Annotated in this window: 9 protein-coding genes; 2 read left to right on the top strand and 7 right to left on the bottom strand. The window is 53.5% G+C overall.

The genetic code is table 11. The features are described from left to right. Window positions 1-51 precede the first annotated feature (51 nt). Both DW350_RS03590 and DW350_RS03585 read left to right on the top strand, forming a co-directional pair. Window positions 52-714, top strand: coding sequence for a response regulator (locus tag DW350_RS03590; protein WP_115717559.1), 663 nt, complete (start codon window positions 52-54; stop codon window positions 712-714). Continuing rightward, window positions 704-1,984, top strand: a complete 1,281-nt coding sequence (locus tag DW350_RS03585; RefSeq protein WP_192954799.1) for an ATP-binding protein — start codon at window positions 704-706, stop codon at window positions 1,982-1,984. The genes DW350_RS03590 and DW350_RS03585 overlap by 11 nt, the downstream gene beginning before the upstream one ends. Here DW350_RS03585 and bla read toward each other — a convergent pair. The 7 genes from bla to DW350_RS03550 all read right to left on the bottom strand — a co-directional run bounded on the left by bla (window position 1,968) and on the right by DW350_RS03550 (window position 14,796). Further along, a complete protein-coding gene (gene bla / locus DW350_RS03580) occupies window positions 1,968-2,798 on the bottom strand; it encodes a class A beta-lactamase (RefSeq protein ID WP_419178347.1) in 831 nt (276 codons plus the stop codon). The genes DW350_RS03585 and bla overlap by 17 nt on opposite strands. A 35-nt stretch (window positions 2,799-2,833) precedes the next feature. Continuing rightward, a complete protein-coding gene (gene yegS, locus DW350_RS03575) occupies window positions 2,834-3,721 on the bottom strand; it encodes a lipid kinase YegS (RefSeq protein WP_115717556.1) in 888 nt (295 codons plus the stop codon). Window positions 3,722-3,846: 125 nt separating this feature from the next. Continuing rightward, on the bottom strand, window positions 3,847-6,690 hold the full coding sequence (locus DW350_RS03570; protein ID WP_115717555.1) for a TonB-dependent receptor: 2,844 nt from the start codon (window positions 6,688-6,690) through the stop codon (window positions 3,847-3,849). 290 nt (window positions 6,691-6,980) lie between these two features. Further along, the gene (locus tag DW350_RS03565) at window positions 6,981-9,701 is read right to left on the bottom strand and encodes a TonB-dependent receptor (protein WP_192954798.1); all 2,721 of its coding nucleotides are present in this window, start codon (window positions 9,699-9,701) and stop codon (window positions 6,981-6,983) included. Between the two features lie 185 nt (window positions 9,702-9,886). Next, entirely contained in the window at window positions 9,887-11,611 is a 1,725-nt protein-coding gene (locus tag DW350_RS03560; protein ID WP_115717553.1) for a family 43 glycosylhydrolase, read from the bottom strand. Between the two features lie 13 nt (window positions 11,612-11,624). After that, the gene (locus DW350_RS03555) at window positions 11,625-13,559 is read right to left on the bottom strand and encodes a glycoside hydrolase family 97 protein (protein WP_115717552.1); all 1,935 of its coding nucleotides are present in this window, start codon (window positions 13,557-13,559) and stop codon (window positions 11,625-11,627) included. Between the two features lie 214 nt (window positions 13,560-13,773). Continuing rightward, window positions 13,774-14,796 (bottom strand): family 43 glycosylhydrolase, encoded by a 1,023-nt coding sequence (locus DW350_RS03550; RefSeq protein ID WP_115717551.1) that lies wholly within the window; start codon window positions 14,794-14,796, stop codon window positions 13,774-13,776. Between the last annotated feature and the right edge of the window lie 17 nt (window positions 14,797-14,813).

The following is a 14,813-nucleotide window of genomic DNA, read 5'->3' as shown; positions in this document are numbered from 1 at the left end:
GGTAACCTTCCACTATAAGGGTCACTCCACGCAGTCATTGGAGATGTATTTATGTACCTGTTGTTAGTGGAAGACGACATTGCACTGGGCCAGTCCCTGCTGAAACTGCTTAGCGGCCATTACCGGGTCGATTGGGTAAGAAACCTCCAACAGGCCCAGCAGTTTGTCGCGGCCAATCAGTATGATGTGATGCTACTGGATTTAGGCCTGCCAGACGGCGACGGCGTGCAGTGGCTGAAACAACTTCGCCAGCAAAACTGGCAAACGCCGGTATTGATTATCTCGGCCCGCGACGGCTTAGATGAACGTATTCAAGGCCTGGATACCGGCGCTGACGACTACCTCACCAAACCCTTTGAACCCGAAGAACTGCTGGCCCGCATTCGCGTTACCCTGCGCCGCCAGGCGGGCAGTGCCAGCCCAATGCTAAGCGCCGGTTCGCTAATTTATTTACCGGACCAGCAGCATTTCACCCTGGCCGGCAAGCCGCTAGATCTCTCCCCGAAGGAAAAGCAGCTGTTGACTGTACTCATTCAAAATACCGGCAAGGCGGTGGCCAGAGAACGGCTGATGCGCCAGCTTTATGGCCTGGGTAATGAAATGGAGTCAAACACCTTAGAAGTGCATATTCATGCGCTGCGTAAGCAACTGGGCAAAGCCCGCATCGCCACGGTTTGGGGCTTTGGCTACAAGCTGGTTACCAGTGACCTTTAAACTCACCCACCTAGCACTGCTGCTGGGGCTAACCATAGTGCTGTCGAGCCTCTTGGGGATTGTTGCCACCTACCGCGCCGCCGATAACGAATTTAAAGAGGTGCTGCAGGCTGACCTTAAACACCAAAGCCAGTTACTGGCGATGCTTGCCTCCAAAACCACCTTTACCGGCAACCAGTTAGAGCAGCTTTTACAGCAAAACTTGCGCAGTGAAAACGAAGACACGCTGTGGGTTAACCTCTACCAAGGCGACAAAGACGTTACCAGTAACCTTGACCACCATTTGCCGCTCAAGCATAAAGGCAGTGGCCCTGTTAGCCGTTATTTTCAGCAGCATCTTTGGCATGGCTACCAACTGCAGCACGGTGATTTGGTGGTGCAGCTGCTGCGCCGTGACGACTTAAGCCAACAAATTCTTCGCGATGTAACCAAGGCCATTTTAAGCCCGGTACTGCTGGGCGGCAGTATCAGCCTGGTGCTGTTGGTACTGCTATTGAGCCTTTTTTTAAAGCCCTTAACGCGCCTTGCCCAGCAGCTTGAAAAACGCAGCGCCATGGATCTAACGCCGCTTAATGTAAACACCTCAGCCGAGGAGATCCGCACCTTGGAAAACACCCTTAACCAACTGATTTTGGGCGTAGATGAGGTGCTAAACCGCGAGCGACGCTTTGCCTCTAGCGTGGCCCATGAACTGCGCACGCCGCTGACAACCTTGAAAATAGAACTCGCCAGCCCCGACCCGGATTTAGCCGCCATTCGCCAGGAAAGTGATCGGCTAGCGCGGGTAGTAGAGCAGCTGCTGACCCTGGCCCGCATTGAAAGGGGCCATTGGCAACAGCGCTTTAAAACCGTGGATTTAGGTGAACAGCTCAGCACCTTGCTGCCCCGCTACCAGGCCCGCTTTGGTGATAAAGCCATCGCCTTTAACTGGAAATTGGCCCCTTGCCTAGTCAACGGTGACGCCACCTTGTTGCAGGTTCTAGTGGACAACCTGCTGCAAAATGCCCTGCGTTACTGCCCGGCGCAAAGCCAGGTGCAGTTACACCTTAACGGCCAAGGCTTTGCGGTTATTGATAATGGGCCGGGCTTAAGCGCCAGCCAGCGCCAGGACATGGCAAAACCGGCTGAGTATCTGGACAACAAAAGTGAAGGGCTGGGGCTTGGTTTGTCGATATGTCGGCAAATTGTTGAAGTGCATCAAGGCGTTATTACTTTCGAAGACGCCAAGCCAGGGCTCAGGGTTAAGGTGTCTTTCAAGGCCGAGGGGTAAAGCGTTTTGCCACCAGCCGGCTTACCTCGGCCAGAACGCGGTTTTTCTGGGCGCTACTGCCTAAGCCGTCGCTGTAGTAAATGGCGAGTAGGTAAGGCGGGGTATTGGCCGGCCAGACAATGGCGATATCGTTGGTGCCGCCATTTTCGCAGCTGCCGGTTTTATCGCCCACTTGCCAGCCTTGGGGTAAACCGGCCCGGATGCGGTCCTGGCCGGTTTGGCTGTCTTTAAGCCAGCGCAGCAATTGCTGGCGAGAAGCAGGCAAAAGCGCTTTACCCAGCAACAATTGCCGCCAGCTATGCAGCGTGGCCGCAGCGGTGCTGGTGTCACGTACATCACCCGGTTCGTTACTGTTTAGAGATGGCTCAAAGCGGTCCAGGCGGCTGGTGCTATCGCCAAGCTGACGGTAAAAGGCGGTTAACGCTTGAGGCCCGCCTATCACCTTTAGCAGCAGGTTAGCGGCGGTGTTGTCACTTAAGGTAACTGCTGCTTTAGCCAGGGCGGCCACCGTCATTTGCCCATCGGCCAGATGCAAACGTGTCACCGGCGCATAATCAAGCAGCTCAGAAGCGTCATAGCGCACAGGGCTCTGCTGCTTAAGCTGGCCGCTATCAACCTTTTGCAAAATGGCGCCTGCCAGCACCGCCTTAAAGGTGCTGCACATGGCAAAACGTGTGTCCGCCCGGTAAGCCAACCTGTTGCCATCGGCGCTATTAAAAGCCGCCACGCCAAGGCGGCCGCCGTGCTGAATTTCCAGCTCGCTAAGGGCATCGGCAAAGCTATCGGCCCACAGCGGCATCGCCAGTAAACACATCAAGGGCAAAACAAGGCGGCGCACAGGCATTCCTATCAGGGCAAATGAAAACCAATATAGTGCTTTAACACCTTGAATTGAAATTGGCTGTCTTTCATTGGCTCGCCGTCGAGGTTGATATGCAGCGGCGCCTCGGTTGTTAAGGTAAATTCGCTGGCGCTAAAGCGTTTTACCCAAGATTCATGCCCGGCCAATCCGTCGCGGGACAAGGCGTCCAGCATATCCAAAAGCCCCACTTTACGGTTGTGAGGCAGCAAGGTGATGTCCAGCAAGCCGTCATCGAGCTTGGCGTCGGGGCACAAACGAATACCGCCGCCAGCCTGCCAGCCATTCCCTACGGCAAGCGCCATTAAGGCCCCTTGCCAGTGCGTATCGCCGTTAGTCAGCGTGACTTCAATGGGATTAAATTCAAACAGCTTACCGATACCGGTCAGAAGATAAGAAAACTTGCCCAGCCACTGTTTTAAATCGGGGTTGGTATTGACGGTGACTTCAGAGCCAAAACCGCCGGTTACCACATTAATAAAATGGCGACCATTGACCTGGCCCACATCAATAAGCCGCGGTTTTTTCTGCAAAATAACCGCCATGGCTTTATTAAGGTCGCTATCACTGATCCCCACCCCGCCAGCAAAGTCATTGGCCGTTCCCATCGGCAACAGCCCCAGTGCCGGGCCGGGCTTCCCCTTTGCAACCAAACCTTGCAGCACCTCGTTAAGGGTGCCATCGCCGCCAGCGGCCACCACCGTATCTAGGCCGTCCACAGTCAAGGCCTCGGCGGCAAAACGCTCAGCATCGCCCTTTTCGAACGTGACCCGGACCGACACTTCATGGCCATGTTGGCGGGTGCGTTCAATCAGCTGGCGAAAGCGTTCTTCGCCGGCGCTTTTACCGTTGACTATCACCCGAATATGCTTGTGCATCTTGCCTCCTGGTGTTGTTGCCCTGTTACCTTAATGGCCCAATTGCGGCTTCGGCTAGCAATAACCTTGGTTTAATTCATAAAAAAGCCCCGCCAAGGCGGGGCAATATCAGCAGAAAGGACAACTTACAGCGAGTAGCGCACCCCCAACGCAAAGGTGCGGCTATACAAGGAGTTAGAGAAGTTGTAGATGTCTTGGTCCTGATAATAGGCCTTGTAAATCTCTTTGGTGAGGTTGGTGGCATCAAAGGTCACCATCAGGTTGTCGGTGACGTTATAGCTCAGCTGAAAATCCAGGCTTTGCTCAGGGCGGCGGTAAATGCCCCGCGGGTTAGCAAAGAGCGCCGCTTCGTAGCTGTTGAGCCATTTATCCCGCCACACATACGACAGCCGCGCGTCCATCGGGCCATGCTGGTAGATAAGCGCAGCGCTGTAGGAGGTTTTCGACACCCCGAACATATCGCGGCTAATGCTGCCGGTTTTCTCGCCGGTGGTGGAGTCGTACTGCGGCACATCCTGACTGGAATCAAGGAAGGTGCCACTGGCCTGAATACCCAGGCCATCAAGCCAGGCCGGCAGGTAGTTTGGAAAATAAACAGTACCAATTTCCACCCCTTCAAGCTTACCGTTCGAGGCATTGTCCGGCAGGCTCAAGATGTAGTCATAGGAGTCACTTTCACCGGGCATGGTGTAAGTGACCTTGCGCAGCGAGTCGTAAACAAAGCCTTCAATGTCGCGGCGGAAATAGGTGCCATAAAGTGCGTTACCTTCACCAAAATACCATTCCAGTGACAAGTCGTAGTTCTTCGACTCCACCGGTTTGAGGTTAGGGTTACCACCAGCAGCGGTGCCAACTTGGTTGCCGGTTAAATCCTTGGTGTAGGTAATGTAGGGGTTTAGCTGGCTAAACTCGGGCCGGCGTAGGGTTTGGGTATACGCAAAACGCGCCATCAGGTTATCGGTAAAGTAAAAGCGGCCGATAAAACTGGGCAGCAACTTGCTGTTACTGTTACTGGCATCTTGCGGCGTGGCCAGCAGTGGGTCGGTATCACTCAGGTAGCTGTAGAAGGTCATGTCGGTGCTGGCTCTGGTGTAACGCAGCCCCATCTCACCGTCTACCCGGTGGCCGAACAAGTCAGTATCAAAGTCGGTTTCAATGTAAGCCGCATAGTCTTTCTCGGTTACATCAAAGGTCTTTTTCAAGGTCAGGTCGCTATCGTCAAAACCGTAAAGGCTGCGGTAATAGGACTCTTGATCATGCAGGGTGTAACCATTGGCCACCACCCAGCCGCTGGGCACGTCGGCTTCACCGTCAAAGAAGCTGGGGTTTACATAGGTAATGTCGTCATTAAGGGCGATATTACTGGCCGACAAGTCACCATCAACGCCGCGTGCCTTGCTTTTGGCGCCGCGCCGCTCAAAGCGAACCCCGGCTTTAAGGCGGTTAAAGATACCGACATCCAGCAGGTAATCTCCGTCTAAGGTCCAGGCGATGGAGTTCCCTTCGTCCTTGCCGCCGTTGTCGTACATTTGCGCCAGGTTCCAATCAAGGGAGGTCAAATCCACCTGGGTGCTGTAGTCGTCTTCAACAAACTGCCAGGACGGCAAACCACTGCCAGCGTTAAAGTCTACCGCCACATTGGGCACACCAACGGCATTGGCGCGCAGGGCAATAAAGTCGGTTTTGTAGGTGCTGGTTTGATAGACCAGCTCCGATTTTACTTTCAGTGCCGGGGTAAGGTCCCAATCACCGCCAAGGGCATAAACGTAGCTGTCGGTTTTACTTTTGGAATAATCACCGCTGCTCCACACCGCTGGACTGCCAACAATGCGCGACTTCACTACATTGGTGCCGGGGTAATAGGTGATGGGGGCGTCAGGGTCCAAGTCGCCCCACCAGTCCACATAGCTAAACAGCATCGAGTTAAAACTTTCGTTGCGATAGCCGTTGTAGAACACCTCAAACAGGTATTGCGAACTGTCGTTGGGCGCCCACTGCAATGACAAGTTAAAGGCCGGGCGCTCGCGCTTACCATTGAGGTCGTTCTCGAAAATGGCGTCACGGGACAGCACGTAAGGCACGTCGGCTTCGGTCACATTGCCGTCGCCGTCGGTTAAATCCATGGTCGAACCGGCGGCATTTGGCAGGCCGTTATCTAACCCTTGCGGCCAGCCCGAGAACAACCGTTCTAAGTTATCAGCGCGAAAAGGCACCACCGCCCCTGGCGTGACATTTTGATCGCGATAATGAGTGCGCGCATAAGACAGGTTAATCAGGGCGCCAAAGTCACCGGCATTGGTACTCCAGCGGTCGCTGGCCAAGGCGCTAATAACCGGGTCGGTTTTATCTGGTTGGTCGGAATACACACCCCGGGCCGCCACCACAAACTTGCTGCCTTCAAAATCAAAAGGGCGCTGGGTGTGAATATCAATTTGCCCGGCAATGCCGCTGGAAAGCTGGTGGGCACCACGGGTTTTATAAACATCTACGCTTTTTAACAGTGCCGCCGGAATATCTGCCACCGCCACTTGCCGGCCGGTAGAGGTGAAAATGCGGCGGCCATTCACGGTGGTGGTAACGTCAGTTAAGCCACGGATAGTCACAGTGCTGACTTCGCCGCCGCCCCGGTCGGTGGTTTGCACCCCCGTCACCCGCTGCAGTGCTTCAACCAGGTTGTTATCTGGAAATTTACCGATGTCTTCGGCCACCACCGAGTCCACCACCTGCACGCTTTGCTGCTTAATGGCCATGGACTTGTTAAGACTGCCACGAATACCGGTGACCTCAATCACTTCGGTGTCATCTTCTTTTTTGCTGTTTTCAGCCTTTTTATCTTCACCTTTCTCTTGCTGCTTAGCCAGTGAAGTACTGCGTGCTACAGCTTGCTGCGCATCATTGGTATCGGCTTGCGACCCCATAGATGCCAGCACCAGTGCCATAGCGGCACTGAGCTTGGTTTTCTCGAACATGATGTTCCCCCAACAGGATTGTTAACAGCAGGTCTTTGCCTGCCGATTTTCTTTGCTGCTAGGTTAAAAATTATTGTATGAATATTATTTTTTCAACATTTTATTCTTATTTTTTTCATCTAGTTAAACAGGATCTTTAGACAAAAAAAGGCTTTGGAATCCAATAGGAAACCAAAGCCTCAAAAACTACGGAGAGAACTTAAATTCAGGGCCAAATCCAGCCCTAAAAACGAATCAAAAATGAGAGAAAATCTTTTCGTTGGCGGGGCTAGCCCCGCCTAACATGCTCCTTACATGCTGTAGCGAAAGCCCAGCGAATAGGTGGTGGAATAGCTGCGTGTATCCCGGTTATAGAGGGTGTCATCCTCAAAGTAGTCTTTGTAGCCATTACCAAAGATATTGGTGGCATCCAGGGTCACCGTTAAGCCGTCGGTTACCTTGTAGCTCATTGACATATCGGTGAAAGCCTGTGGCTTGGCGATAATATCGATGGGCATGGAACCGGTGGCATTGGTGCCGACTAGGTACTTAGAACGCCAGGTTTGTGAAACTCGCGCCGAGAAGTCGCCACGCTCATAAACCAACACCGCACTGGCCGAGTTTTTAGAGACATTGGTCATGTCGTCCTTCTCGCCGGTATCAGCACTGCGGGTATAGGCGTCGATATAGGTGTAACTGGTTTGAATACCAAAACCTTGCAGCCAGCCCGGCAGGTGTTCTGGGAAATATTGCAAGCCCAGCTCCAACCCTTGCATGCGGCTTTTACCGGCGTTCTCCGGACGGGTAACGCTGTAGGTAATATCGTTAATGGTTTGGTTGGTGGTGGTGGTAACAATCCAATCGTCGACATTACGGTGGAACAAGGTGGCATAAGCCGCCGAGCCTTGACCGAAGTAATAGCCAACCCCCAAGTCAAAGTTCACTGACTCCATGGGCTTGAGGTTGGCATTACCGCCAGAGCCCGAACCGGTGGGCACTTCCCCTTCGATAGGGTCCGTCAAGGTTAGCGCCGGGTTCAGGTCACTAAAGGCCGGGCGGGTAATGGTTTTACTGGCATTAAAGCGCAGCTGCAGGTCGTCAGTGTACTTAAAGCGCAACTGTAAGTTCGGTAACAGGTTGGTGTCGGTGTTTTTGATATTGCTTGGCGTAGCAACCGAGTTACCGTCGCTGTCGTCTTCCACCTCATAGCCGTTTAGATCTGACCGGGTTTGTACCACCCTAAGCCCTAACACACCGTCTAACGAGTGGCTGCCAATGTCGGTATACAGATTGGCCTGGCCATAAAGGGCTGCGGTTTTCTCGTTGATATCAAAGTGCTGGGTTGGGTCCCAATCCGGCTCACCGGTGTAGCTGGTAAGGGTTGAGCGCAACAGGCCGGTGTTATCCAACAAGAAATCCGGATCGGCAGTCACCCACTGGCTTGGGAAAGAACCGTTGTCGCCAGAGGTAAAGCCGCCCGGGGTTAAGGTTAACAGGCCCGGAATGGTATCGGCTTGGATCTGCCAAGCTTCATCAGCACTGGACACCTGATAAGCATCAGAAATGGCGTCGTGAATGTCGTAACGGGCGCCAAACTTCCAGCTCTCAACAATGCCCAGCGGTTGGTAATAGGTGAAATCCCCTCGCCAGGTTTTGGCGGTGCCACGCGACTTGCTGCGGCCGTCAAAATAGGTACCGGTGTAAACGTTGTCGTAGCTGGTAAGGTCGGTGCCACTGCCAAAGGTAATGGAAGGCGTACCGGAGCCGTCGTTGAAGTAAACGTCGGAACTGTCGCCGGTTTGGTACAAATCAAGGATCTCTGAATACGCCACGTATTTGGACAGTTGGTAATCCACTTCTGAAGCGAAATCGAGCTTCTCGTTTATCACCCACTTACCGCCCAGAGCCAACTGATAGTTGTCGGTGTGGTTTTCTGACGCTTGCGAGCTGGTCAGAATGAAGGGGTCCTCGGTTTGGGCGTGCGACACCACATTGGTGCCAGGGAAATAGTCATAATCGGCGGTGGGTGTGGCGTCAGTGCGGGTATAGAAATAGCTGGCGTTGCCGCGGTTGTTATAACCGGTGTAGAAGGCGTCCAGGTAATAACTGGCACTGTCGTTGGGTGCCCATTGCAAGGAAAGGTCGGCAGATGGCCGGTCGCGCACACCGTAGGTATCTACCGCGCCAATAGAGTCACGCAGCAAGCTGTAGCTGTCATCGGTGGTTGATAAGGCTTCACCGGCGGTATAGCTCAAAGCGGTACCGTCGCTGCTGTACGGGAACACTGCGCCGTTCCAGATGGTTTCATCACGGTAATGGGTGCGCACGTAAGACAGGTTTAGCAAGGCACCAAAATCGCCAAGGGTGTCGTTGCTCCAGCGGTCGCTCATCAGCATGCTGAAGTTCGGATCGTAATACTTGGACTGATCGGAGTAAGTGCCCTTACCGGTAAAGGAAAACTTCTTGCCCTGAAAATCAAAAGGCCGGTGGGTTCGCACATTAATAACGCCGCCGATGCCGCCTTCAACCATGTCTGCCGACGCGGTTTTATAAACATCGACCCCGGCCAGCATGGTGGCGGGAATATCGGCCAGAGAAAAACTGCGGCTGGCCGCGGTAAAGGCGTCACGGCCATTAATGGTGGTCACCACGTTGCCAAGGCCGCGAATTAATACCGACGACGACTCGCCTTCGCTGCGGGTACCAACCTGTACCCCGGCAACGTGTTGCAATGCTTCAACCACGTTGTTATCGGGCAGTTTGCCGATGTCTTCTGAAACAATGGAATCAACCAGCTGCACATTGTCTTTTTTCAGTTCCAAAGCGCGGGACATACTTTCCCGAACCCCGTGAACTTCAATCACTTCGGTATCGTCAGTGGCCTGCCTTTTATTGGCATTTTTAGCCGCTTTTTTACCTTTTTGTGCGGTCTGACTTTTGGTGCTCGTATCCTTGTCTGCGGCCCATGACGGTAAGGCATGGGAAGCCAGGATGAGGGCGATAGACGCACTCAACATACTTCTCTTGAACATAACGTTCCCCATATTTTTCTGCTGATTACCCGTTTTTTACGGGATTAATGTTTTTTGTTACTGCACTTTAAAAATATTGTATGAGTAATTATTAAGCAATCTAAAAACTTCTTTAAAAATGTCAAATAAAGTGGCTTTTATGCACAATCATGCCGGCATTATTCACAAAAACACAAAAATGACGGTTACGGCTTACGTAGCAAGAAATGTTGGCAACGGCTGTCGGTGGCCGGCGCCTGATTAATGGCAGTGCCATCAGCCAAACCACAGCTCGCCAAATCCAAACTTTGCTGGCTGTGCCGGTTAATCAGCTGCACGCTGCCGTCATCTTTAAAATGCAGCGCCCATTGGCTTTGCGGGCCGCCGCAGCCCGCCATAACCACCGCAGCTCCCGCGGCCAGCGACTTATCTTTAACGGCTAAACATTGCTGGCGGGTTTCGGGCGCCAACGTAACAAAGCCGTCAGCAGCCGCTTTAAAGCGCCACAGTTGATCGCCGCCATGGGTAAAGGCGCTTTGTATTAATTGGCCATGATTAAGGCTTGCCACCTTGCCGCTTTGCGCTGACACCAGGGCGACCGGTGCCAAAGGCAGGGCTGTTACTGGCCCAAGCGAACTGCCACCTGCTTGGCTTTGCAGGCTAAGGTGGCCCTTGGCATCGGTGCTAAGTTGCCATTGTTGGCAAGCTTGGTTCTGCCAAGGCTGCAGCGATTTGCCGCACGAGGTTGCGGTTAAGAATTCCCCCTGGCTGTTGGCCAGGCGGTAGTAGCCATTGAGGGTTGGGTCAATTACCCAGCTGTTGCTTCCCGCCAGTGGCTGACCGTCTAGGGTTAGCTGCCAATGCGCGCCTTGCGGCACCACCTTGAGCGGGCCGTTTTCACCGGAAGGCGCTTTAATAACGGTGGCTTCGGATGCGGGTTCACCAAAATCTGGGCTACCGTCCTTGTGCCAGCTAAACGGCTGGGCACGCAGCGAGCGGGTAAGGCCACACCCTTGTGTTGACTTGCTGTTGGCGTGGTATACCAGCCAATTTTGCTTGCCATCGGGGGACATGAAAAAGCCGTTGTGGCCAGGGCCATAAACACCGTTACCTTTGGTGAAAACCGGCGCTTTGGCGTAAGTCCAGGACTTAGCGTCCAGCGGGTTGTCGCCGGTCAGTTCAATTTGCGCCAGTTTGTAATCAGGGGTGTCGCAAAAGCTTGCCGAGTAAATCACAAAGGTGCGGCCATTGTGTTTGAGTACCTCGGGACCTTCGTTGACCTTGCGGCCCGACTGCGCCCAAGGCTGAATGGGCCGGGTTAGTACCACCTTCGGCCCTTCAATGGTCCAGGGGTTTTTCATCTTGGCAATGAAGTTGCGCTGTTCGTCACCCACCCACTGCGACCACAATAAGTAGAGGCTTCCTTGGTGCTGAAGATAGGTGCCGTCAATGTTCCAGCTGTTGGGCATCGGCGAGCCTTTATAGCTGTACGGGCCCATGGGGTCGTCACCGGCACTTTCCAGCACACTTAAATGCTGGCCGTCGTAGTTTTCCTGTTTGCCGGAGGTAAACATTAAAAACCAGCGGTAACCGGCCGCGGTTTTTAAGCGATGAAATTCAAAAGCCCAAAAGTTACAGCAGCGGCTGGGGTTGGTTTCAGACCACAGATACACTGGCTTTGCGTCTTTTAATCCCGCCAGGGTTGGTGATTTGCGCATCACCAGCTGTGACGTCCAGGTGGTGGTGGTCAGGTAATAGTTGCCGTCAAAGTATTCCAGCCAAGGATCAGCGCCGTTGGGCAGAATAGGATTGGTAAAGCTGCCTTTATCTTTAGCGGTGATGCTGGCGGTGGCCTTGGGCGCCTGGCTGGCACAACCGGCCACAAAGGCCATCAAAAGCCAACTCAGGGTGGTCACTTTCATTACCGACATAGCTTTTCCTGCCTCAGTGCTGTTGCTTGGGGTTAAAAATCATGACCAGACCACCGTCGCCTTTTAGCGACACAACCGTTTGCTTTGATGCAGTTACCGGCTGCTGGATAAGGCTCAAAGGCGCCTTGCCATCCGTGATCAGCTGCCCTTGTTGCCCGTTAACAAAACCCAAATCCAGAGTCAGGGTTTTCGCAGTGTTTTCACCATTGATGGCCGCCACATACCAGCGCTGGCCAAGCCGGCGGGCAAATACCGCCAACTTGCCGGGATAACCCGCCAAAAGCTGGCTTTGGTCCCAGTGGCTTGGCAGCTGCGAAAGATAGTGGCGTACAAAATCGGGCATGCTCGCCATCACCTCGGGCGAGGTGGCAATGTGCTGCACACCACTGACCAGCACCACCGGCGCTGCCAGTTCAAAGCCCTGAGTGGTGCGGCGTTTAAGGCCAGGCAAGGGCCCAAGATGGGTTGGGGTGAAATCGGCCGGGTCAAACACATTACGGGTAAAGGGCAACATGGCAATGTGGTTAGCTTGAAGGTCGGCGGCTTCTTGGAAAAAGGTCACCATCTCTTCGCCGCGCACCGCTTCTGCGGTCATTAAGTTGGGGTAAGTGCGCTGCCAACCGCGGGGAATGGTGGCGCCGTGGAAATTCACCATCAGCCGGTATTGGGTGGCATCTTGTAAAATGTCGAGGTAATAGCGGATAAAGGATTGGCCGTCACCGCCAAAAAAATCGACCTTAATGCCTTTAATGCCAAGCTTGGCTAAGTGGCTAAACTGCTGCTGGCGACTTTGGTGAGTCAGTAACTTGCCTTTAGGGCTGTACAGGGTGTTATTCCATTTACCTGACGAGTTATACCAAACCCAGAGCCCAACCCCTTTGGCTTTGCCGTATTGGGCAAGTTTGGCCAAACCATCCCAGCCAATATTTTTATCCCAGTTCACATCAATCAGCACATAGGGCCAGTGCATCTTGGCGGCGTAATCGATGTAGTGTTTTTGGATGGAAAAAGTAATGGAGTCGTCTTTACCGGTGATCCAGCTCCAGGCCGCCAGCCCCGGTTTGATATAGCTAACGTCACTGAGCTGTTGTGGCGCCGCCAGGCTAGTGCCAAGGGTAGAAGCGGTAATATCAGCCAAGGAGCCCACGGCAATAAAGCGCCAAGGTGAGGTCAAAGGCAAAGTGCCGTTGGCTAAGCGTTTGCCGCCGGTAAACACCTCGGCTTTCATCGGCGGCGCCAAGTGGTAGTCGCCTTCGGCGCTGTTGGCAGCCAACCGCGAGCCGGGGTAGTGGCCATCCATGCCCGCTTCGCTGATAAGTAACCACTGTCCTTTCACTTTGAAAAGCGCCGGCAGCGCCCAACCCGCCGGGCTTGGCGCACTCTTACCTACCTTAATGTCTTGCTGGTAATACTCTTCGTAAGAGGGGTTGGTGTTCTTGTAGCCGGTTTGTGCCACCGCCAGTGGCTGCAGCCAGGCTTTGCTGTCGGCTGGCAAGCGAAAGTGGCTGATCTCGCGGCGAACTGTATGCTCGCCACGCCCTTGCAGGCGATATTGATAGGCAAGGCCATGATTGCTGGCACGAAAGGTAACAACGAGCTTGGGGCCAGACTTGCCTTTAAAGGTAAAGCGCTGCTGTAGCGCCTGGTAATCAATCAGGCTTTGTTTACCGCCCAGCATGGCGTATTGCTCGTTAACGGTGGTGACTTTACCGGCATCGAGCAAGGTTAACCCCTGGCTAAGATCGCTGCCATCGGCTAGCTGCAACCCCAGGCTGGAGGGTTCAACAATGGCCTGCTGGTGATAACGCAACTGATAGCTAAGGCGCCCTTGGGCACCCAACGTCATATCCACCACCAGCTGCTTATCTGGGCTAGTCAATTGCCATTGCTGCGCCTGAACCGTCCAGGCCAGAAGACAAAGACTCAAACCCAGCATCAAGGCTTTCATCCCCAATCTCCAACAAAGGTAACGCGAGCGTAAACCTATATATCATTTGTATTACTATATGAAGGTAGAGTGTAAGACGAAGTGGCAACAGGCTTCAACCCCAAAGTTAACCTTTAGGGAATGCCGTTAACGTCAATAAGTTGAAACGCGTTGTAAATGCGGAAAGACAGGGGCAAACATGCAATAAAAAAGCCCCGGCAAACGGGGCTTTTTATTACTTTTCTAACACGCTTTGGTAGCTATCTAAGTTATGAGGGTCAACATAGGGCCAGCCATCGCGCCACTCGATAGGCGCAATTTTTAACTTCTGCAAACCATTATCTGCAGCCTCGTAAGCATGAAACACCAAGTAGTCTTTCCCTTGCCAATGGTAAGCACTGTTGCCCCCCAAGCCAGGCCAGGCTTTGTTGCCTTTTAACATCACGGTGCCGCCGCCTTGGTTCATGTCTTTACCGTTTTTATCAAGATAAGGGCCGGTAATGGTTTTGGCGCGGCCAACGGCAATACGGTAGGTGCTGTTAACGCCACGGCAGCAAAGGCCAAAAGACACAAACAGGTAGTAGTAATCGTTGTGTTTAAAGATAAAAGGGCCTTCTATTTCCCCCGGCCCAGCCGCGGTTTGTGGTGTAAAGGGCGGGCGCTCCTGACGCGCCAAGGAATACCACTGTTCCGGCTTGGCCACTTTGGTCAGGCTGCTATCGAGCCTGACCAATTTAATTCCGTCCCAAAACGAGCCAAAGGCCATCCAGGCCGTGCCTTTGTCATCAATGGTGACATTGGGGTCGATGGCGTTCCAAAGGTCGCGATTGGGTACCGATTGCAACACCACACCCTGATCATGCCAACCATAGTCAGGGCTGTTGATATCCAAGGTTTTAGTCACAGTAACACCGATGGCGGAGGTGTTTTTGCCAAAGGCAGAGGCCGAATAATAAAGGTAAAACTTGCCATCGTGATGCAGCACATCCGGCGCCCAAAGATGGCCGGCAAAGTTGGGAATGACAGTGCGAGCCCAGCTTGGTTCGGGTTTAAAAACCGGCCCGTCAAGCCGCCAATGCAGCCGGTCTTTTGATTGATAAACGGTAATGCCGGGGCCGGTTGAGAACAGGTAATACTGGTTACCGTCTTTAGCCATGGCCGGGTCATGAATACTGACCTGCTTAGCACTGGCCAAACCGCTAAATGACAAGGCGACAAGCGCCATAAAGGCGCCAGCCAGGTGGCGTCGGGGCTGCATAAAACCTCCAGATGGGT

Source organism: Gallaecimonas mangrovi (assembly GCF_003367375.1).
GTDB lineage: Bacteria > Pseudomonadota > Gammaproteobacteria > Enterobacterales > Gallaecimonadaceae > Gallaecimonas > Gallaecimonas mangrovi.
This window is presented reverse-complemented; position numbering and strand designations above follow the sequence as displayed.